Source organism: Salinicola corii, from assembly GCF_008298015.1.
Taxonomy (GTDB): domain Bacteria; phylum Pseudomonadota; class Gammaproteobacteria; order Pseudomonadales; family Halomonadaceae; genus Salinicola; species Salinicola corii.
Map to the genome: position 1 here is coordinate 459,839 of NZ_VTPX01000001.1, position 21,636 is coordinate 481,474.

The following is a 21,636-nucleotide window of genomic DNA, read 5'->3' on the forward strand; positions in this document are numbered from 1 at the left end:
CTTTGAATGGCAACGACATCGACTAGGTGTTGTCGTTGGCATCGTCGTTCTTCTTGATGCTGACCTGGGCGATCGCCGGTTCGTTGTCGCCGCTCTGATCCAGCTTCGCCAACAGGTTTTCCGATTCGCGCTTGAAGGCAGCGAGGGCATCACCCCGGAGGCTCTGGGACTCCGGCAGCTTCACTCGCATGGCGTCGACCTGGTGGTTATTCACCAGCACTTCATAGTGCAGGTGAGGGCCCGTGACACGGCCAGTGCTGCCTGAGAGCGCAATCTCTTCGCCCATCTTGACGTGCTCACCGGGCTTGACCAGTGCCTTGCTGAGATGCAGATAGCGGGTCACGTAGCCGTTGTTGTGGCGAATCACGATGTAGCGACCGGCGATCGGATGGTTGACCACCCGTTCGACGATGCCATCCGCCGGAGCATCGACGGGCGTGCCGCTGCGCATGGCGAAGTCGGTGCCTTTGTGTGGACTGATGCGGCCCGTGACCGGATGATGGCGACGCAGGTTGAACGGTGAACTGATGCGGTAGTTGCCCTGGAAAGGGTAACGATCGAACGCGGGGTCGAGACTGTTTCCATCCGGGGTATAGAAATGGTCGTCGGCGCTGTTGCGGACTACCGTCAGGTTCATGCGCTGGCCTTCGTATTCGGCGGCCAGCACCCTGGAGTCCATGGAGTGGCCGTCGATCATGTCGGACTCGACCAGAACCCGGAACTGATCGCCCGCACGTGCTTCGCGGCGGAAATCGAGCTTTTTCGAGAGCACGCTGGTGAGTTCGGACACTTCGGCACTGGATAGCCCCGTCGACTGAGCCGAGAGCGCGAAAGAGCCGTTGACCGTGCCGCTGAACATGCGTTGGGCAGCTTCCCCAGTCTTCTCGATCGGGGAATAGGCGAAGGCGGCCGTCTCGTCGTCACGCTTAATCAGGTAGCCCTCGCGGGGATCTTTCATCACCCGCAGCGCCAGCAACTGGCCGTTCTCGTCGAGTTTGTAGTCGAAACTATGACCGACCCGCCAGCGCGTGAGGACCTTCTTGTCCGGCACCGTGTTGAGAATCTGCATGACGTCGCTATATGCCAGGCCCAGCGTTCGCTCGGCAGTCAGCGCGAAGGAGTCGCCATTCTGAATGGTATAGCTCTGCCATTCAGGGACGTAGGTCTCGCGGGCAGCGATCTCGTCGCCCAGTTCCGTGTTGCCGGAAGGGTCGAGAGAGTTGTCGAAGGACCAATCTTCGTAAGAGGTACCTCCAATGCTGTCATCGTCTTCGTCGGTCGCCGAGTAGGTATCGCCCACGGGCAGTTGTACCGCCAGTTTCCTGACACTGGGCTTGACCGCCGGTTTAATGATGGGAGAGATCGCCTGCGCTGACTGTTGAGGCGTGTCGTCAGCGTGCGCTTCGGGTACCAGATCGAGGTGCATTATCTCCAAAGGTTCGAGTTGCGCCAGTGGAATCTCTTTCGATAGATCACCGAGGGAGAAGGAAGTGGAGTCCGTCTCTTTATTAGGTGTCGCTGAATTGACGATCGACTGAGAAATCGTGGTCGTCGTCGCCAGGGGAATCTGCTTTTGTGCGTCTTCGGTACCACCGAAAACACCAATAATCTTTTGCGTACCCAGCACGGTGACCATGGTGGCGACCGGCAGCAATAACACTTTGTGCGTGCGGGGCAGCGAATGGAATATTCGCAACATGAAGATGAAGGCCCAGGTAAAAAAAGATGACAAATTTAAATAAAGGCCGGGGAACAATACCTCAAGCCAGTATTAATTGCCTAGTCTGTATTTAATTACAGTATTTCATGCCCCGCCATACGGACGGTGGGGTAATGACACGGGGAGCCCCGATGGGTTGCGTCGAAACGCTCAATGTAAGCTTGTGTAATGTGATGGTGCGCGTTGTTGCACCGATATGGTGCCGTTAAAAGTCTTGTTTTATGGGAAAATATTGCATCGTAAAACTTTTGTACGGCTTTTATTGATCGATAAGGTTGAGCAGACGGCGTCAACTTCCAAGCCAGCTTGGTGCAGCAAAAGTCGGAGGGGAAACACCGATTTCTGACGCGGATGGCAAAATGTGGAAATGTAGAGAGCTTGAGTGCAGAGACGAGTCCTCTAGCATCGGATGCGCGGGCCAATGGAGAGAAAGTCGTGCCAAAAGTGACGTTACTACAGTGGCAGATGCTGGCGGCGGTAGCCGACCACGGTGGGTTTGCCAAGGCGGCTGATGTTGTTCACCGAAGCCCTTCGACGCTCAACCATGCGATTCACAAGATCGAGGAACAGCTAGGCGTAGTGCTATTCGAGCCAAAGGGCCGCCAGGTCGTTCTCACCGAAGCCGGTGGGCTCCTGCTGAGACGGGCGCGTCAGCTGATCGAGAATGCGGCCTCGCTGGAAGACGTTGCCGAGCGTCTCGCGGGTGGGCTGGAGGCGGAAGTCTCCCTGGCCGTGGATCAGATATTTCCGACGGATGCACTCGCGGAGGCGTTGACCCGGTTTTCGGACGCTTTTCCGCACGTGCGTGTCCAATTGCACGAGACCGTTCTCAATGGCGCTGTAGAGATGTTGTACGAGGGGCGGGCCGATCTCGCCATTTCGGGTATCGACGCCCAGGGCTTCCTGGGGCAACCGGTCGTCGATGTGGCCTTCATTGCGGTCGCCCATCCTCGGCATCCACTGCATCAGTTACAGCGCGAACTGGATCTGCGGGATCTGGAGCGACATCGGCAGTTGGTGACACGGGACTCTGCGGTCCGCCATCGGCTGGATGCCGGTTGGTTGAAGGCCGAGCAGCGATGGACGCTGAGTCATCTGTCTACCACCATCGACATGCTGGAGCGCGGGCTGGGTTTTGCCTGGGTGCCCGAACCCCGCATCCACGCGGCGTTGCGGGAGGGCCGGTTGAAGGCGTTGCCGCTGCGTGCGGGCGGCGTGCGAAGGGCGTCGCTTCAAATGATCTACAAAGATGTCGATGGCGCCGGCCCGGCCACGCGTGCTCTGGCCGATGAACTGATGGTGGGCGTGACGTCCACGTGTCCGCGCGATACGTTGCCGCCGGTGCCCAATTCATCGATGCAGCCGAATGAATGAGCCGAGTTATTGCGCTCGACCTTCAGCCGCCGGGATCTATGCTGCCATCGGCACGTAGCCAAGCGGTGCTTGACGCCATCCCGCACTCGTCGTCGGGGGCTTGATGGGTCGGGCGCCGCACGACATTGAATGCACAGGAGAGCGTCATGGGATTGCTGGTCGATGGGAAATGGCAGGATCGATGGTATGACACCGAGAGCCATGGCGGGGAGTTCGTCCGCGAGTCCGCCAAGCTGCGCGACTGGATCACGCCGACCGGCGCGCCGGGGCCGAATGGCCAACGGGGGCTGGCGGCGGAGGCCGGGCGCTACCACCTCTACGTGTCGCTGGCGTGTCCGTGGGCACATCGCGCACTGATCATGCGCAAGCTCAAGGGGCTGGAGGCGCTGGTGGGTGTTTCTCACACCAGTCCATTGATGCTGGGTCAGGGTTGGTCCTATCGAGTCGACGAAGGGTCCAGCGGCGATAGCCTCAACCATGTCGACTACCATCACCAGCTCTATACCCTGACGGACCCGAACTACACGGGTCGGGTGACGGTCCCGGCGTTATGGGACCGGCGCGAGCGGCGCATCGTCAACAACGAGTCCGCGGAGATCGTGCGGATGCTGAACACGGCGTTCGACGAACTGACCGGCAGCCGCCTCGATTTCTATCCCGACGATCTGCGCGACGTCATCGATGCCGTCAACGCCGATGTCTACGACCACGTCAACAACGGCGTCTACAAGGCTGGCTTCGCAACCGAGCAGGCCGTCTACGAAAAGCACTTCGCTGCGCTGTTCGACTGCCTCGATCGATTGGAGTCGCGTCTCGACGGGCAGCGTTACCTGGCGGGCGAGTGGCTGACCGAGGCCGATATCCGGCTGTTCACCACGCTGGTACGCTTCGATGCGGTCTACCATGGCCACTTCAAGTGCAACCGGCAGCGCATCGCGGATTTCCCGAATCTGTCGAATTACCTGCGGGAACTCTACCAGTGGCCGGGTATCCGGGACACGGTCGACTTCGACCATATCAAGCGCCACTACTACTACAGCCATCCGACGATCAATCCGACCCGCATCGTGCCTGTCGGGCCAGAGTTGGCGCTGGATGCGCCGCATGATCGTGACCGGCTGACGGGGCGCGGGGTTCGCGGCGGCGAGTGAAGGCTATTGCAGCCGGGGCCGGGGAGCTGGCGAGTCGTCGTCGGTAGCGAGCCCGTTAGACGCGAGCATGGCGCTGCAGCCAGCGGTCCAGCGCGTTGGCGAACGTCCGGCGATCGCCATCGGTGTAGGCGTTGGGCCCCTGGGTGTGTTCCCCGCTGGCGCGCAGCGTCTCCATGAAATCGCGCATCTGCACGCGCGACCTGATGTTGTCGAGGGTCAGATTCTCGCCCCGAGTGGTCATGACCATCGCACCCCGCTCGATGACCTCCTGTGCGAGAGGAAGATCGCTAGTGATGACGAGATCGCCGCTCGTGACGGCGTCGACGATCGCGTTGTCCGCGGCATCGAAGCCATGTGCCACCGTGCGCGACTTGACCCATGGCGACGGCGGCAACGGCAGCGCGTGATTGGCCACCATCCAGGTCCGGGTATGGGTGCGCTCTGCGGCGCGAATGATGATGTCGCGGGCAACGCGGGGGCAGGCGTCGGCGTCGATCCACAATGTGGGCTTGGGTGTCGTCGGCATGGCAGTGACGCTCGGCTGGCTGAGGAGGGACATGGCGCGCAGTCTACGGCGTTCGCCGCCAGGCTTCACCCGGCACAACCTCTGCCTGAAGGGGATCCCGGTAGGATTTTTACGTTCGGGTGGTGAAACGTCTACGCCGATGGTATAGTAGCGCCTCCTCGCATGTGTTGACCCCACCATCCTGCCGATATGTCTGTAATCGACGCCATCGACCCGTGAGTCGATGCCCAGCACCGGACGTATCTCGTACATGACGCACGGCTTCGCCGTTTTTCGCGTCCGGATGCAACGATGGAGCGCCTAGATCGGTTGACGTATCACGCAACCGGGCGCATCAAGGTCGCCACATACGCTGTCGCTTTCGAATCCGCTGGCGACAAGCGCAATGCCTGGTGCGACCGGCATTCAGTGGTAATCACGCCACCAATGCCATGACATTTTCGCCGGTGCCTACCGGCCACTCCAAGGTGTGAAATGACCTCGACTGTTACTGCTTCGCCTAGCTTTGGCGATCTGGCTCTATTGCCGGAAGTACTGACCGCCCTCGAAACGCTGGGCTACGAAATTCCTTCGCCGATCCAGACGCAGACGATTCCTGCGCTGCTGGAAGGCCGCGACATGCTGGGCCAGGCACAGACCGGCACCGGCAAGACCGCAGCGTTCGCGCTGCCACTGCTGAGCCGTCTCGATCTCGGCCGGCGCGAACCGCAAGTGCTGGTGCTGGCACCGACCCGTGAGCTGGCGCAGCAGGTTGCCGTCTCGTTCTCCAAGTACGGCCAGAACCTGAAAGGGCTGGAGATCGCCACGCTGTGTGGCGGACAGGACTATCGCGAACAGCTGTCGGCGTTGAAGCGTGGCGCTCAGGTCGTCGTGGGTACACCGGGTCGAATCATCGATCACCTTGACCGTGGCAGCCTCAAGCTCGACGGCTTGTCGGCGCTGGTGCTCGACGAAGCCGACGAAATGCTGCGCATGGGCTTCATCGATGACGTCAAGCGCGTGGTCTCGGACACACCGAAGGATGCTCAGCGGGTCTTCTTCTCGGCGACGCTGCCGAGCGAGATCGAGCGTATCGTCAACCGTTATCTGGTCGATCCGGTCAAAGTCACGATCGAGTCCAAGGTCAGCACAGGCGAGAACATCGAACAACGCGTCGTGCGTGTCGAAGGCCCCAGCAAGCTGGAAGCCCTGGCGCGTATCTTCGAAGTCGAGACGGTCGATGCCGCTATCGTGTTCGTGCGCACCCGTGCCGCCTGCACCACGCTGGTCGAGCAGCTCACCGCACGCGGCGTCAACGCCGCCGGTCTGTCCGGCGATCTCGACCAGAGCCTGCGCGAGCGCACCGTGACCCGCCTCAAGCGTGGCAAGGTCGACGTGCTGGTCGCCACCGACGTGGCTGCGCGTGGCCTGGACGTACCGCGGATCACTCACGTGATCAACTACGATCTGCCGCAGGATTCCGAAGCCTACATTCACCGTATCGGCCGTACCGGCCGTGCGGGCCGCAACGGTGTCGCCATCACCTTTGCCGGCGGTCGCGAAACCCGCAAGGTGCGCTGGGTCGAACAGGCCACCGGTCAGGCCATGACCGAGATGCCGCTGCCCGACGAGGCCGCCATTCGCGCCCATCGCGACACGCAGTTCAGTGGGCGTCTGCGCGAGATGCTCGAAGCCGGTGGCGATCATCAGCGCGCGCTGATCGAGAAGCTGGTCGAGGAAGGCCACGATCCGATCGATCTGGCGGCGGCGCTGGCGACGCTGGCGCGTGCCGGCGAAGCGCCGATCGGCCGCATCACCAGTTCGCCCTCGCGCCGCGATAGCGGTCGTGACGGTGGCCGCGATGGCGGTAGCCGCGAGCGCGGTGCCCCGCGTCGTCGCGACAGTGCACCGCGCGAAGGCATGACCCGCTACCGGGTCTCCGTCGGACACAAGGATGGCGTCAAGCCGGGTCAACTGGTCGGTGCGCTGGCCAACGAAGGCGGCATCGAAGGCGGTCGTATCGGCCGCATCGATATCCGCAACGCTTTCTCCGTGGTCGAGCTGCCGAGCGGACTGCCGTCCTCGATTCTGGCCAAGATGTCACGCGCGCGGGTCGGCGGACGCTCGCTGGAGATCTCGGAAGACCAGGGCGCGCCCGAGCGTGCACCGCGTCGCCGCACCGATGGCGACGCACCGGTTCGCCGCTCTCACGCCTGATCGTCGAACGCCGCGCCGCCAGCCGAGCTCGATGCTCCGCTGGCGTCGAAAGAACGCCGCCCACCTCGTGGGCGGCGTTTTTTTTGGGTCCGGTAGCGTCGCCTCGTCCCCGGGGCGATCCGAGAAGCGATGTCTCCAACCCGTCTCGAGGCAGGACCTAGGTCTGACAGTCGGTGACGGTCTTTGTATGCAATACTCATTATCGCTGAATCGTGGCACGTCCCGATTCAGGTCCACCGAAAACGTGGCGGAATCAGTTCGATGACCAAGACGCTCAAGGATCAACTGTACGAGGCCCTGCTGCGCAGCATGGCCAGTGGGCATCTGGAGCCCGGCCTGGTGCTGCTCGAGGGCAACATCGCCGATATCTTCGGCATGAGCCGCTCGCCGGTGCGCCAGACGTTGGGACGGCTGCACGACGAGGGCGCCATCAGCCGTTTCGAAGGACGGGGGTTCCTGGTGGGGCGGGCCCCGGGGAGTGTCGTGCGTCGATCGCTGACGGCAGCCGATTTCCGGGCCGCGGGCGGCCGCGCCTCCGTCAAGCGAACGGACTCCTGGCGCGCGCTGGCGGAGAGGGTGGAGCACGACGTCGTCCTCTGCTCGATGAAGGGGCGACTCGAGCTCAACGAATTGCAACTGGCCAAGTCGCTGGGTGTCAGCCGCGCCACCACGTACCGCATCCTTCTGCAGCTGCAGTCTCTCGGTGTCGTCGAGAAGATCAAGTACAGCAGTTGGAACGTGGTGCCGCTGGACGACGCCCGACTGCATCAGCTCTACGATGCGCGACGCCAACTGGAGCCGTTCATGATCGCGCGCGCCTGCGAGCGCATCGCCGACAAGTCGATCCAGCGCTATCTGGACCGTCTGGATCAGGCCCAGGCCAGCTACCCCAGAATCGAAGCCAGCCAGCTCGATGCGCTGGAGAACGACCTGCACCACGAAGCGCTGGAGCAGGGCGGCAACGCCGAGATCCTGATCATGCTTCAGCGCACGCGGCCGATCCTGCTGATCAGCAAGCACCTGCTGGGGGGCGCGATCGAACTGCCGCCGGGCGACCCGTTCTTCGCCGCGCATCGGCAGGTCTTCGAAGCGATGCAGCTGCGGCGTGCCGAGCAGGCCAGCGAAGCGCTTTACCGGCACATCAAGGACTCCGAGGCACTGGTCCAGGAACGTCTGGCCAACTTCCGGCATGCCGGCGAGCTGCGGGAGCCGGGATACCTGCGTTGGTTGAGCCAGCGCTAGGCCATGTCTTGCCGTCGCTCGTCGACTTTTCAGACAGAGCCCAGACTCTGGCTGGGCCGTTGGGCCGTGAAGTCAGTCGACCGGCATGCCGTTTCGTCGGCGCAACTCCCGGATCAGCGCGCTGTGATCCAGGTCGCCATCGCCATGTTCCAGCATGTCGCCGAACAGCGCATCCCCCTGGCGGCTCATGGGAAGGTCGAGTGACAGACGAGCGATCTGCGCCATGGCGGTCTGGGTGTCCTTGTACTGCCATTTTGCGGCGCCGCCCGGCACGAAGCTTTCCTCCAGCATGCGCCGACCATGGACATCGAGAACGGTCGAGTCGGCGAAACCGCCCATCAACGCCTGACGCACCTGCGCGGGATCGGCCCCGCCGCGTTCCACCAGCAGCAGGGCCTCGGCAACGGTGGCGATGGTGTTGGCCACGATCATCTGGTTGGCAAGCTTGGCGAGCTGGCCGCTCCCGGCGGGGCCGACGTGGGTCGGGCGGCCGAGGGTCGCCAGCAGCGGGCGATGACGTTCGAAAACCGAAGCCTCGCCGCCGACCATGATCGCCAGCGTGCCCTCGATGGCGCCGCGCTCGCCGCCGGAGACCGGCGCATCGAGATAGCCGATGCCATGGGGGCTGGCGGCCTCCGCCTGCCCCTTGGCGGTGTCCACCGGGATCGAGCTCATCACCACCAGGCAACTGCCGGGCCGCATCGCGGCGATGATGCCAGTCTCGCCCAGCAGGATCTCATCGCAGACGGGACCGGCGCTCAGCATCACGATGACCACATCGGCATCGTGGGCAGCCGCTTCGGGGGATCGGGCCGCGACCACGCCGGCCGCCTGCAGCGGTGTCAGTTTGTCGGGCGTGCGGTTCCAGGCCTGGACACGATGGCCGACATCCGCCAGGCGGGCCGCCATGGGGGCCCCCATGATGCCGGTTCCGATGAAGCCGATGGTCAGTGGGCTTTCGCCATGGCGATCTTTTTCGACACTGGGATCTTGCATGAGTCGTTTCCTGAAAGAAGGGGACGCTTCCGGGGCCGGGTCACTCGGCGGGGGGGGAAGAATCCGGCCAGGGGAGATCAGGTACCGGGGGTCCAGGAGACGCTTCAGGCCGCGCATGATGTCGTACTCGGGCTCGGAGAGCGTCTCCAGGAAGGCGGCCTGTTTGAACCGCCCGATGCCATGCTCGGCGCTGATGCTGCCGTCGAAGTCGGCGACGATCTCGAACAGGCGCTCCTCCAGCTCGTGCAGCAGCGACGAGCGCTCATCGGAATCGAGTCCCGGGGGCGGCAGGACGTTGAAGTGCAGGTTGCCGTCGCCGATGTGGCCATAGGCGATGATCGTCGCTTGCGGAGACAATGTCTGGATGTCGTCGGCAGCGCGTTGGTGGAATGCCGTCAACGACGAGATCGGCAGCGAGACGTCCGTGCGCAGGTGCTCGCCACGATTGCGCTGGCCCTCCAGCATGGCTTCTCGGATGCGCCAGAGATTGCCGGCCTGGGCCTCGCTGGTGGCGAGCACGCCATCGGTGAGCTGGCCGGCCGCGAGTCCGCGCTCGAACAGGTCCTCGATCATCGTGTCCAGGTCCGCCGGTCCACTGGCGCTGGCTTCCATCAGGACGTAATACGGCGCCGGTGCATCCAGCGGATCGCGTAGATCGGGGGCGGCCTCCATGGCGAGCTCGAGGCAGGCGCGCGGCACCAGCTCGAAGGCGGTCAGCAGGTCGCAGCAACTGCGTCGCGCCAGCGCGTAGAGCTCGAGCACGGCAGCCACGCTGGGGCAGGCCAGCAGGGCGCTGCGACTGACCTGGGGCCGGGGGAACAGCTTGAGTACCGCGCCGGTCACGATGCCGAGCGTGCCCTCCGCACCGATGAAAAGCTGCTTCAGATCGTAGCCCGTGTTGTCCTTGTGCAGCGCCTTCATGCCGTTGTAGATGCGTCCATCCGGCAGTACCACCTCCAGTCCCAGCACCAGCTGTCTCATCATGCCGTAACGCAGCACGTTGAGGCCGCCGGCGTTGGTCGAGACGTTACCGCCGATCTGGCAGCTACCCTGGGCGCCCAGCGAGAGTGGAAAATCGCAATCCGCCGCTTCGGCGGCATCCTTGGCCGACTGCAGGACGCAGCCGCCATCCACGCTCATGGTGAAGTTGATGGGGTCGACATCGCGGATCGCCGCCATTCGCTCAAGACTGACGACGAGCTCCGGCCGTTCGACATCGGGCAAGGCGCCGCCGACCAGCCCGCTGTGGCCGCCCTGGGGCACCAGTGCGACATCGTGGCGATGGCAGTAGCTCACCACGTCGGCGACCTGGCGCGTCGTCGCCGGGCGTGCCACCGCCAGCGGTTCGGCGCCACGGTAGCCCGGCCAGTCGACGCAGTAGCGCTCCATGTCGTCGGTATCGGTCAGTAACCCACCCGGGCCCAGCATCGCGGTCAGATCGTCGAGCAGCGTGGCCTGAATGGTCATGAATCACCTCTCGCAACGTTATCGAAACCCCTCGTCCCCGTCGAAACCGGCCTCAGCGATACCAGAGAACGACCTGGGGGAAGAGCAGGAACAGCACCAGCAGGGCGATCAACGTGAAGTAGAAGGGGAGCAGGCTCTTGACCAGGCTCTCCATGCCGACCTTGCCGACGCCGCAGCCGACGTAGAGCACCGTACCCACGGGAGGCGTGATCAGGCCGATCCCCAGGATGAACGACATCAGCACCCCGAAATAGACGGGATCGATGCCCAGCTTGACCACTACTGGCGTCATCAGCGGCGCCAGAATCACCATCGCCGGCGTCAGGTCCATGAAGAAGCCGACCACCAGCAGGAAGCCAGACAGGATCAGCAGCAGCAGCAGTTTGTTCTCGGTAATGGCGGACAGGCTGACCACCAGTTGTTGCGGGATCATGTTGGCGGTGAGCAGCCAGGCGAGAACACTGGCGAAGGCCAGCAGCAGCATCACCACGCCGGTCAGTTTGCCGGTGGCGATACAGAGTTCGAAGAAGCGCTTCAGCGTCAGACTGCGGTAGATGAAGAACGAGACCGCGAAGGCGTAGACCAGGGCGATCGCCGCGCTTTCCGTCGGGGTGAAGACGCCCGAGAGGATCCCGCCGACGATAATGACCGGCAGCAGCAGTGCCAGCAGCGCTTCCTTCAACGCCGCGAACAGCTCCGGTACCGAGAACGGTCGGCCGCGGCCGTTCTTGCGCGACTGGACATAGGTGGTCACCGCCAGCCCCAGCGTGATCAGGATGCCCGGCACGATACCTGCCATGAACAGCTGCGAGATCGAGGTATTGGTGACCACGCCGAACAGGATCATCGGTATCGAGGGCGGGATGATGATGCCGACCACCGACGCGGCCACCACGATGGCCGTCGCCAGCGGCGCGCTGTAGCGATGCTGCTTCATCGGCTCGATCATCATGCTGCCGACGGCGGAAGCGTCGGCCACGGCCGAGCCGCTGATGCCGCCGAAGAACATCGATGTCAGCACCGCGACCTGGCCTAGGCCGCCGGCCACGAATCCGACCAGGGCGCTGGCCAGCCGAACCAGGCGGGTGGCGATGCCACCGGCGCTCATGACTTCCCCGACCAGGATAAACAGCGGAATGGCCAGAAGCGGGAAGGAGTCCAGGCCATTGACCGCCTGTGCCACGATCGGCGAGAGCGCGTAGCCGGACTCGAAGAAGATGAACAGGCTGATGGCCGCGAGACCGAACGAGATCGGCATGCCGATGACGATACAGATGGCCAGCCCTATCAGAATGCTCCATAGAATCATGGTGTCTTGCTCCGGAACAGGGAGAACAGGGCGATGGTGTTGGCGATGATCGTCAGGATCGCCATCACCGGCATGGCGCTGTACAGAAACGTCTGCGGAATGCCCAGCATCGGCGTGGCGCTGGTATAGCCCGAAATGACGTCGTTGAACCCCAGCAGGATGCAGATGCAGACGATGTAGATGATGGCGATGCTCAGCAGCACGGCGGCCTTGCGCAGCCCGGCGGGTGCCTTGTCGCGGAAGAAGGTGACCGCCACATGCTCGTTGCCGAGGCTGCCGACGCCGGCGCCGAGCAGAACCAACCAGATGAAGAGCACCCGGGAGAGCTCCTCGGCCCAGGTGTAGGAATAGTTGAGGACGAAGCGGCCAAAGACGTTGGCCGTAACGCAGAACACCACGCCCAGCACGAGTAGCCCGACAGCGATTTCCAGCGTTTGGCGTAGCCAGCCCAGGAAACCCCGGGCGGAAGGCGAGTCGGCATTCATCATGACCTCCGTGATCACGCAATCGCCGCAGGCGCGAGTCGGCGCCTGCGGCGAACCGGTACTTACTGAGTCTTGGACTCAGCGCGAATACGATCGATCAGGTCGCCGCCAATCTTGTCACGCCAGTCGTCGTAGACCGGCGCCAGATCTTCCTGGAAGGTCGCGATCTGCTCTGGCGTCAGTTCGGTGATCTGCATGCCCTGATCTTTCAGCTCCTGCTTGATCTGGTCGTTGAGAGTCCGGCTGACCTGACGCTCGTAGTCGCCCATCTGCTTTGCCGCCTCGCGCAGCAGTTGCTGATAGCTCTCCGGCAGCCGGTTCCAGAAGCGCTCGGACACCAGCGTGATGAACGGCGTGTAGACGTGGTTGGTCTCGGTGGCATACTGCTGCACTTCATTGAATTTCGAGGATTCGATGGTGATCCACGGATTCTCCTGACCGTCGACGACTCCCTGCTCCAGCGCGGTGAAGAGCTCGGCGAAGGACATCGGAGTCGGATTCGCGCCCAGCGTACGCCAGATATCCAGGTGGATCGGGTTTTGCATGGTCCGGACCTTCAGGCCATCCAGGTCCGAGGGGGAGGTCACCGCCTGCTTGCTGTTGGTCAACTGGCGATAGCCGTTCTCGGCCCAGCCGATGGCGACCAGTCCCTTGGTGGAGGCGTCCTTCAGCATCTGCTGACCGATATCCCCGTCCAGTACCTTGTCGGCGATTTCCGGTGTCGGGAACAAGAATGGCAGGTCGAAGACGGCGAACTGCGGGAACATGCTGACCATGGGGGAGGTGGACGGCGCGGTCATCTCCAGCGTGCCGGCCTGGAGGGCACTGACCGACTGCAGGTCGTCGCCCAGCTGCGCGCTATGGAACGCCTGTACCTGGATATGACCGTCACTGCGTTGCTCGACGATCTTCTTGAAGTACTCCAGGCCGCGATACTGGGCGCTGGACTGGGTCAGGCCGATATTGAACTTGAGGCTGTAATCGTTGCCGTCACCCTCGACGACATCGCCGGTCACCTCCGGGAATGGCGGCATTTCGGTAGCGGCGGTGGCAGAGAGGCTAGTCAGACCCAGGACCGTTGCCATCACCAGCGTCGTCAACCGGGAACGGGCACGACTAGGGCGCGGAGTGGTGGGGAAGGATGTGATTGTTGTCATCTTCAGCTCCATAGCTTTGGTGGCGCTTCTCGCGTGAGTGGCATGAATAGCGTGAGTGACTTGCTGCATGGCGACGCCGGTCTCGGCGGCGTCCGAATGCTCTGGGTGGCGGGCGTCCGGTGCCAAGGGCTATTGCCAGGCGCTGCCGCCTGGAAAGCGGTGGGCCTCGAGTGAACTGGCTTTCATGGTGACGCCGTAGCCGGCGGCGTCCGGTATCTGGTAATGCCCGCGATCGATCCGAACCGGGTCGACGAAGTGCTCGTGCAGGTGGTCGACGTACTCCAGCAGACGACCCTCGAGCGAGCCGGAAACGGCGATGTAATCGAACATGGAGATATGCTGGGTGTACTCGCATAGGCCCACGCCGCCGCCATGGGGGCAGACCGGGATGTCGTGCTTCGCGGCCATTAGCAGCACCACGATCACCTCGTTGAGTCCGCCCAGGCGGGCGGCATCCAACTGGCAGAAATCGATCGCGTCTGCCTGGAAGAGCTGCTTGAACATCACCCGGTTATGGCAGTGCTCGCCCGTGGCGACGCCGATCGGTGCCAGGCGGTGGCGAATCTCGGCATGACCGAGCACGTCGTCCGGACTGGTGGGCTCCTCGATCCAGTGTGGCCGGAACTCGGCCAGCCGACGCATGTTGGCGATCGCCTCATCGACGTCCCACATCTGATTGGCGTCCATCATCAACAGGCGCTCTTCGCCGATCTCCTCGCGCAGAATCCGGGCCCGTCGTCGATCTTCCTCGATGTTGCCGCCGACCTTCTGCTTGAAGTGCTCCCAGCCAGCCGCGATCGCCTCCCGGCACAGCGAGCGCATCTTCTCCTCGGAGTAGCCCAGCCAGCCGGCGGACGTGGTATAGGCGGGATAGCCGTGCTCGCGCATGGAGGCCTCGCGTTCGGCCTTGCCCGCTTCGCGGCGCTTGAGCAGGCCGATCGCCTCTTCCGGCGTCAAGGCATCGGTGACGAAGCGGAAATCGAGGCAGCGGACCAGCTCCTCGGGCGTCATGTCGGCCAGCAGCTTCCACACCGGCTTGCCCTCCCGCTTGGCCCACAGATCCCAGATCGCGTTGATCATCGCCGAGCAGGCCAGATGAATGACACCTTTCTCCGGCCCCAGCCAGCGCAACTGACTGTCCCCGCTGGTGAGCTCCCGCCAGTACGCGCCCATGTCGGCGGTGATGTCCGCCAGCGAATGTCCCTCCAGGCGCGTCGCCAGCGACTCGACGGCGGTGACGCATATCTCGTTGCCGCGTCCGATGGTGAAGGTCAGACCGTGGCCGGTAATACCATCGTCGGCATCGGTGTGCAGAATGACGTAGGTGGCTGAGTAGTCCGGCGCGGCGTTCATCGCATCCGACCCGTCCAGTTCACGGGAGGTCGGAAAGCGGATGTCCTGAACTTCGACGCGTTGAATCGTGGGCATGCCGATGAGCTTCCTTGCCTGGAGAGGATTGAATGGGGAGTTCGTAGCTTTAACGCCCTTAAATATCGGAAAGGTACAGCCTTTTTTGTCTTCTATTTTTCAAAAATGAAAAAGATCATTTTTGGATATTGGTCGAAAGTATGGAGCGGATATTCCCGGTTATTCGATAGCCTAATCGGCGCTCGTGATCGGTGGCTAATCGTTTTTTTTGCAACCCCGATAACCGGGGGTTATTGTCTTTGACCAAAGGATTATGCGGGGTGGTATCGATGTCCAACGATAGTCGTATTCACGTCAAGGGCTGGTTGCGCATCAAGCACCTCGTGCTGCTGGTCACGCTGGACGAGAGTCGCAATCTCCACGCCACGTCGCGCCATATGAACATGAGTCAGCCCGCGGCCAGCAAGATGCTCAAGGACATCGAGACCTTCTTCGGTATGACGCTTTTCTACCGCCAGCCTCGCCACATGGAAATCACCGATGCCGGACGGTTGCTGGTGCGCTATGCCCGCAGCATCCTCAACGATACCGACCGCCTGATCGACGATCTCGTCTCGCTGCGGGAGGGCGGTTACGGCAAGCTCGTCATCGGCTCGGTGCCGGGAGCGGCGCCGCTGTTGCTGCCCAGGGCAATCACCTCGATCAAGGCGCGGCGTCCGCAACTGGCGGTGAGCCTGTTCGAGAACTCCAGCGACCGGCTGCTGGCGGACCTGGAGTACAAGCGCCTGGACGTGGTGATCGGGCGCGTGACGGAACACGCCCAGCACCACCTGTTCGACTTCATGCCCCTGCAGGCGGAGCCGGTCTCGATCGTGGTCAGGGCGGGGCATCCGCTGTGCGAACGCCCCCCGGGGCTGGGCGAGATCGTGCGCTGGCCCTGGGTACTGCATCCCATGAGCAGCCCAATGCGAGGGTTGTTCGAGGTGGCGCTGGCGGAGTCGGGCGTGGCTTCCCCCCGCAACGTGGTGGAAACCACGTCGACACAGACGACGCTGCAACTGGTGAGCTCATCGGACGCCATCGCCCTGCTGCCGACGTCGGTGCTCAAGACCGCGATCTCGGCGGGTAAATTCACCGCGCTGCCGCTGGTGATCGGCGAGCCGCTGGGCTATTACGGCGTGCTGACCCGCAAGGGGGAAGAGATATCGGATGTGGTCGGCGAGTTCATCGATACCCTGTTGATGCGCGACGACGCCTGAGCGCCGCCGGTCCGACGACGGCGCTCGCTGCAGTCTTGCGGTGAGCGGGGCGTTCGCGATCGATGTCAGCGCTGGCCGAGATGGGCCAGCAGGGCGCGAATACCGAAGGTCCAGGGTGGTAGCCGATCGCTGCGATCGACCACGTTGGTCAGCGCGCCCAGCCTGGACGTCGAGATCGTCACCCGGTCGCCCACATGATGGGTGAAGCCCTGGCCCTCGCCGTCCCGGTCCTGGATCGGCGAGAACATGGTGCCAAGGAACAGCATGAAGCCGTCGGGATACTGGTGGTGGGCACCGTAGGTCTGCGCCACCAGGTCGAGCGGATCGCGGCTGATTTCGCGCATGTCGCTCTCGCCCTCCAGCACGAAGTCGTCGTCCACCCCCTCGATGAGTAGCGAGACCCTGGCGTTGCGCACGTCGTCGATGCCGAAGTGTTCGTCGAACAGGCGGATGAAGGGGCCGATCGAGCAGGAGGCGTTGTTGTCCTTGGCCTTGCCCAGCAGCAGGGCGCTGCGGCCCTCGATATCGCGCAGATTGACGTCGTTGCCGAGGGTCGCGCCACGCACCCGGCCCTCGGCGTCCACCGCCAGCACGATCTCCGGCTCCGGATTGTTCCATTGGGAGGCGGGGTGCAGGCCGACTCGCGCACCGTGGCCGACGGCGGACAGCGGCTGCGCCTTGGAGAACACCTCGGCATCGGGGCCGATGCCCACTTCCATGTACTGCGACCAGCCGCCACGGGCTTGCAGCTCGGCCTTCAGCGCCATCGCTTCCTCCGAACCGGGCTCGATCCGCGACAGGTCGCCACCGATCAACGCCTGGATCTCCTCGCGCAGCTCGGCGGCACGCTTGAGGTCGCCACCGGCCTGCTCCTCGATCACCCGCTCCAGCAGGCTGACGGCGAAGGTCACGCCGCAGGCCTTGATCGCCTGCACGTCGCAGGGGGCCAGGAGATAGGGCGCCTGCGGTATATCCGCATGGCTGTTGGCGAGCACTTCGGCCAGGGTGCCGACGGTGTCGCCGGGCGCTTCGCGAACGAGCCAGGTCGCGTCGTCGCGTTCCAGCAGGTCGGCCATGGTGGCCACGTGGCGGGAGAGGTCGACCAGCGTATCGCCGCGCAGCGCCACCGGCGCCGGCCCGGCCCGGCCGCCGGCGCTCTCCAGCCAGACGCGACCCACCAGGAGGGCGCGATCGGCATCGTCGGGCAGGCAATGCCCGGCCTGGCGTTGCGGGGAAAGGGAGTCGGGATCGTTGAATGAGGCCATGTAGCGGTGAGCTCCTGTCGAGTCGAGAGAGAAAGTGGGATTGCTTCAGCCGAAAGCGGTATTGCCCGATAGCGACGAGTCTGCCACGGCCTCGCGCATGGCCTCCACCACGTCCGGTGGTAAGGGGATGCCGTTGTCCAGATAGTCCCGGCGGCGGGAGAGGCCGGACTGACCCGGCAGGCGCACCGGCCGCTCGGGATCGCGCGGCCGGCTGCCGAGGCAGCGTCTGGCGATGTGGTCGGTCTCGTCGAGGAAGGAGTCCGTGCCACCGAAACGGGCCGGATCGATCACCATGACCATCACCGACGCTCCCCAGCCCTCCGGGGAGTCCTTGCGTCCGTAGCCGGAAAGGGCCGACGTCAAGGCTTCGACCATCAGCCCCAGCGCAAAGCCCTTGTGGCCGAAGGCGAGTTCGCCCAGGGGCAGGATGCTCCCCTCCGGGGAGGCGAAATAGTCCTCGGGATCGTCACTGACCTCGCCGTGGCCGGTGAGAATCGCCGGGTGGCCGAGCCTGTCGCCGGCGGCACGGGTCTTGCCCACGGTGCCGTTGGTGATCGTCGACATGCTGACGTCGATCAGTAGCGGCTGTTCGCGCCCGGGGATACCGACCGCCAGCGGGTTTGGGGTGTAGACCCGGTCCAGGCCGCCGAACGGTGCGACCGAGGCGACCGCCGGATCCGAGGTCAATATCAGCGGAACCAGGTTGGCCTCGACCAGCGGTTGCAGGTACGCCGCCAGGCACGCGATGTGGTGCGACCGCTTGAGACTGACCATCCCGATCCCGAACGTAGTGGCCGCGTCGCGACAGTGGTCCAGCGCGCGTTGCACCAGGTACGGACCCAGCAGGTAGTGGCCGTCGAACAGCGCCGCGACCGGGCTGTTCTCCTGGATCTCGAGCCGGCTGTGATCGCCGCAGGCATGGCCCGCCTTGAGATCCTTGAGATAGCCGTTGGCCAGTTTCACGCCGTGGGTGTGGTGACCGAGCAGGTCGCCCTCGACCAGGATGCGCGCGGTGGTTTCCGCCACATCGGCGCTGGCGCCGTTCTCGGTGAACAAGGTGAACAGCGTGGCGCGCAGGGTATCGGCGTCGTAGCGTGTCATGAGGACCTCGGTGTCTGGTCGGTTTGCGCCGGGCGGCGCCAGTGTCGGAATAGGCGAATCAGCGTGGGCAGCGCCCAGATCAGAATGACCAGCGCGCCCAGCGCGGCGCTGATCGGCCGTTCGAAGAAGGCCAGCAGGTCGCCGTTGGATTTCAGCATCGAACTCATGAAGCTGTTCTCCAGCGTGCCGCCGAGCACCAGGCCCAGGATCGCCGGCGCCATGGGGAAGTCATTGCGGGCCAGCACGAACGCTACCAGCCCGATGATCAGCATGATCCAGATGTCGGTGATCGAGTTGTTGATGGCGAAGGCGCCGACGATGCAGAAGCTCAGAATCACCGGCATCAGCAGCTTGCGCGGGGTCAGGATGAACACCTTCGAGGCGCGAATGGCGAGGTAGCCGATCGGCAGCATGATCAGGTTGGCGACGAAGAATACCGTGAACAGCGCATAGACCTGGCCGCCGCCGTTCATGAAGATCGTCGGCCCCGGGTTCATGCCCTTCATGTAGAGCACGCCGATGACGATGGCGGTGATGGTGTCGCCCGGTATGCCGAACACCAGCGCCGGTACCCAGGCACCGCTGATGCCGGAGTTGTTGGCGGAGCTGGCATCGACGATGCCCTCGATATGGCCGGTGCCATATTTCTCCTTCTCCTTGGAGCGACTCTTGCCCAGCGCATAGGCGATCCACGCGGCGATATCCGCACCCGCGCCAGGCAGCGCACCGATCAGCGTGCCCAGCGAACTGCCGCGCAGGATGTTGCGCCAGTAGGTCTTGACGTGCCCCGGAGCGTTGGCGAACACGCTGTCCTTGGCCATTACCGGGACGCTGCGCGCTTCGGCCCGCGAGCCGTAGAACATCATGATCTCGTTGAGCGCAAACATGCCGATCATCACCGGGATGAAATTGATGCCGGCCATCAGGTCGGGCACGCCGAAGGTGAAGCGCGGCGCGCCGCTCATCATGTCGAGACCGACGGTCGACAGCAGCAGTCCCACGGTCAGCGACAGGAACGCTTTGACCCGGGAACCGATGGCGATGAAGATCGAGCTGCTCAAGCCCAGCAGGGCGAGCCAGAAGTACTCGAACGAGCTGAAGTTGAGCGCCATTTCGGCCAGCGAGGGGGAGACGAAGACCAGCACCATGGTGCCGAACAGCCCGCCGATGACGGAGCAGATCAGGTTGGTGCCCAGCGTTTCCCGGGCGCGGCCCTTCTGGGCGAGACGATAGGACTCACCAACATAGGCCGCGGATGCCGGCGTGCCGGGGATATTGAGATAGGTGCCGGGAATGTCGCCGGCGAAGATCGCCATGGCCGAGGTCGCCACGATGGCGGCAATGGCCGGGGTGGCATCCATGTAGAACGTGATCGGCACCAGCAGAGCCACTGCCATGGTGGCGGTCAGGCCGGGAATGGCGCCCACGAAGAGTCCGAAGACGGCCGCCGCGACGATGAACAGCATCGTCTGGACGTTGAACACCATTGCCAGGCCTTGCAGAAAGGAGTCCATGAGCAATCACCAGGCTAGGGTAGGATTTGAGACAGCAGGGTGCCTTCCGGCAGCGGGATCAGCAGATAGCGTGAGAACAGCAGATAGATCGCCGCCGCGACGACCAGCGACACGACCAGCGAGAGCCACGGCCTGGCGCCGCGCAGCAGCATCAGGATCAGCATGCTCACCGCCATGCACAATGGGGCGCCCAGCCACTCGCTGGCGAGGATGTAAAAGACGATCAGCGCGCAGGGCAGCAGCGAGATCAGCAGGCCGCGGTAGTCGTATCGCGGCGTCTGGGAGCGGGGGCCGGCGAACGCGATCCTGAGTTGGCCTATCCGGGTCAGCGCCAGCACCAGTCCGCCGATCACCATTCCCCCGCCGATCAGCGAGGGGAACAGCGAGGGGCCGTACTGGAGGGCCGGCATGGTCGGGTAGGTCTGGGCGACGGCGATGACCACGCCGCCGCCGATCACGAACGCCAGTCCGAGCAGGAAGTCTCTCATGAGGTCGTCTCCCGTTCGGATCGCTGGATCACTTGGCCAGTCCCACCTGCTCGACGATCTTGCCGAAGCGCTTGTCCTGCTCGGCCATGAGCTTGCCGAAATCTTCCGCCCCGCGCCATTCGGTACCGAAGCCCTGCTTGGCCATGAAGTTCTGGTAGGTGTCGCTGTTGTAGGCGTCCTCGATCGCCGTCTCCAGGGTCTCGACGACCGCCGGGTCCATGCCTTTGGGGCCGGCGATGCCGCGCCATTCGCCGATGGTGTAGTCGGTGCCGAGTGCCTCCTTCAGGGTGGGCACGTCGGGGAAGCTATCGAGCCGCTCCGGCGCCATGATCGCCAGGCTCTTGGCCTTGCCGGCTTCGATCATCGAGCGCCCTTCGGGAACCGAGCTGGGCACGATATCGATGCTGCCCGCGGCCATCTCGGTCATCGCCGGCGCGGCGCCCTGGCTGGGAATCCAGGAGACACGATCGGCTTCCAGGCCCTGGTCGAGCAGGAAACCGGCGAAGGCCAGGTGCCACACGCCGCCCTGACCGGTACCGGAGGCGGTGTAGGTTCGCGCGGGCTCGGCCTTGATCTGGTCGACCAGCGTCTGGACGGAGTCGAAGGGGCCGTCGGCGGCCACCTGAATACCGGCGTAGTCGTAGTTGATCTGGGCGATGGGGGTGTAGTCCTCGTAGGTCAGCTGCGTCAGCCCCTGCCAGTGCATCATGTTGATCTCGCCGGTGATCAGACCGAGCGTGTAGCCATCGGGCTTCGCCATGGCCATGGCGGTGTGTCCCACCACGCCGCTGCCGCCGGTTCGGTTGACCACGTTGACGGTCTGGCCCAACTGCTCTTCCAGGGCAGCGGCGATGGTTCGCGCGGTCGCATCGGTCCCGCCGCCAGCCGCCCAGGGGACGATCAGCGTGATCGGTTTTTCGGGGTAGTCGGCCAGCGCCGGCAGCGGCAGCAGCAGTGACAATCCCAGTAATCCAGCGAGATGACGCTTGTTGATTGAGGTCTTCATGGCGTGTCTCCT

Annotated in this window: 17 protein-coding genes; 5 read left to right on the forward strand and 12 right to left on the reverse strand. The window is 63.8% G+C overall.

Going from position 1 to position 21,636, the window contains the following annotated elements:
* Positions 1-22: 22 nt before the first annotated feature.
* Entirely contained in the window at positions 23-1,699 is a 1,677-nt protein-coding gene (locus F0A16_RS02145; protein ID WP_149433737.1) for a peptidoglycan DD-metalloendopeptidase family protein, read from the reverse strand.
* Between the two features lie 456 nt (positions 1,700-2,155).
* Between F0A16_RS02145 and F0A16_RS02150 the strand changes: the two genes are divergently transcribed.
* Both F0A16_RS02150 and F0A16_RS02155 read left to right on the forward strand, forming a co-directional pair.
* Positions 2,156-3,094, forward strand: coding sequence for a LysR family transcriptional regulator (locus F0A16_RS02150; RefSeq protein ID WP_149433738.1), 939 nt, complete (start codon positions 2,156-2,158; stop codon positions 3,092-3,094).
* A 146-nt stretch (positions 3,095-3,240) separates the two neighbouring features.
* Positions 3,241-4,245 (forward strand): glutathione S-transferase family protein, encoded by a 1,005-nt coding sequence (locus F0A16_RS02155; RefSeq protein ID WP_149433739.1) that lies wholly within the window; start codon positions 3,241-3,243, stop codon positions 4,243-4,245.
* Between the two features lie 55 nt (positions 4,246-4,300).
* Here F0A16_RS02155 and F0A16_RS02160 read toward each other — a convergent pair whose 3' ends face one another.
* Positions 4,301-4,804 carry a YaiI/YqxD family protein gene (locus F0A16_RS02160; RefSeq protein WP_239023678.1) on the reverse strand — a complete coding sequence of 168 codons (504 nt, stop codon included), beginning with the start codon at positions 4,802-4,804 and terminating at the stop codon, positions 4,301-4,303.
* A gap of 441 nt (positions 4,805-5,245) precedes the next feature.
* On the opposite strand from F0A16_RS02160, the gene F0A16_RS02165 reads away from it, so the two are divergent.
* A complete protein-coding gene (locus F0A16_RS02165; RefSeq protein ID WP_149433740.1) occupies positions 5,246-6,967 on the forward strand; it encodes a DEAD/DEAH box helicase in 1,722 nt (573 codons plus the stop codon).
* 261 nt (positions 6,968-7,228) lie between these two features.
* Complete coding sequence (locus tag F0A16_RS02170; protein ID WP_149433741.1) at positions 7,229-8,209, forward strand: GntR family transcriptional regulator; 981 nt, start codon at positions 7,229-7,231, stop codon at positions 8,207-8,209.
* Between the two features lie 72 nt (positions 8,210-8,281).
* Here F0A16_RS02170 and F0A16_RS22165 read toward each other — a convergent pair whose 3' ends face one another.
* The 5 genes from F0A16_RS22165 to F0A16_RS02200 all read right to left on the reverse strand — a co-directional run bounded on the left by F0A16_RS22165 (position 8,282) and on the right by F0A16_RS02200 (position 15,051).
* The gene (locus tag F0A16_RS22165; RefSeq protein ID WP_187775879.1) at positions 8,282-10,672 is read right to left on the reverse strand and encodes an NAD(P)-binding domain-containing protein; all 2,391 of its coding nucleotides are present in this window, start codon (positions 10,670-10,672) and stop codon (positions 8,282-8,284) included.
* Between the two features lie 52 nt (positions 10,673-10,724).
* Positions 10,725-11,981, reverse strand: a complete 1,257-nt coding sequence (locus F0A16_RS02185) for a TRAP transporter large permease (protein WP_149433742.1) — start codon at positions 11,979-11,981, stop codon at positions 10,725-10,727.
* Entirely contained in the window at positions 11,978-12,466 is a 489-nt protein-coding gene (locus tag F0A16_RS02190) for a TRAP transporter small permease (RefSeq protein ID WP_149433743.1), read from the reverse strand. The genes F0A16_RS02185 and F0A16_RS02190 overlap by 4 nt, the downstream gene beginning before the upstream one ends.
* A gap of 62 nt (positions 12,467-12,528) precedes the next feature.
* Positions 12,529-13,623 (reverse strand): TRAP transporter substrate-binding protein, encoded by a 1,095-nt coding sequence (locus F0A16_RS02195; protein WP_149433744.1) that lies wholly within the window; start codon positions 13,621-13,623, stop codon positions 12,529-12,531.
* A 129-nt stretch (positions 13,624-13,752) separates the two neighbouring features.
* The gene (locus F0A16_RS02200; RefSeq protein ID WP_149433745.1) at positions 13,753-15,051 is read right to left on the reverse strand and encodes an L-fuconate dehydratase; all 1,299 of its coding nucleotides are present in this window, start codon (positions 15,049-15,051) and stop codon (positions 13,753-13,755) included.
* Positions 15,052-15,320: 269 nt separating this feature from the next.
* Between F0A16_RS02200 and F0A16_RS02205 the strand changes: the two genes are divergently transcribed.
* Positions 15,321-16,250 (forward strand): LysR substrate-binding domain-containing protein, encoded by a 930-nt coding sequence (locus tag F0A16_RS02205; RefSeq protein ID WP_149433746.1) that lies wholly within the window; start codon positions 15,321-15,323, stop codon positions 16,248-16,250.
* A gap of 65 nt (positions 16,251-16,315) precedes the next feature.
* Here F0A16_RS02205 and F0A16_RS02210 read toward each other — a convergent pair whose 3' ends face one another.
* From F0A16_RS02210 to F0A16_RS02230, 5 genes are read right to left on the reverse strand one after another with little or no spacing between them, the layout of a single operon-like run.
* The gene (locus tag F0A16_RS02210) at positions 16,316-17,515 is read right to left on the reverse strand and encodes a fumarylacetoacetate hydrolase family protein (protein ID WP_149433747.1); all 1,200 of its coding nucleotides are present in this window, start codon (positions 17,513-17,515) and stop codon (positions 16,316-16,318) included.
* A gap of 45 nt (positions 17,516-17,560) precedes the next feature.
* Positions 17,561-18,616 carry an Ldh family oxidoreductase gene (locus F0A16_RS02215; protein WP_149433748.1) on the reverse strand — a complete coding sequence of 352 codons (1,056 nt, stop codon included), beginning with the start codon at positions 18,614-18,616 and terminating at the stop codon, positions 17,561-17,563.
* Complete coding sequence (locus tag F0A16_RS02220; RefSeq protein WP_149433749.1) at positions 18,613-20,130, reverse strand: tripartite tricarboxylate transporter permease; 1,518 nt, start codon at positions 20,128-20,130, stop codon at positions 18,613-18,615. Before F0A16_RS02220 ends, F0A16_RS02215 begins: the two co-directional genes overlap by 4 nt.
* A gap of 14 nt (positions 20,131-20,144) precedes the next feature.
* The gene (locus F0A16_RS02225) at positions 20,145-20,618 is read right to left on the reverse strand and encodes a tripartite tricarboxylate transporter TctB family protein (protein ID WP_149433750.1); all 474 of its coding nucleotides are present in this window, start codon (positions 20,616-20,618) and stop codon (positions 20,145-20,147) included.
* A gap of 28 nt (positions 20,619-20,646) precedes the next feature.
* Positions 20,647-21,624: a tripartite tricarboxylate transporter substrate binding protein gene (locus F0A16_RS02230; protein WP_149433751.1), complete on the reverse strand. Its 978-nt coding sequence runs from the start codon at positions 21,622-21,624 to the stop codon at positions 20,647-20,649.
* Positions 21,625-21,636 lie beyond the last annotated feature (12 nt).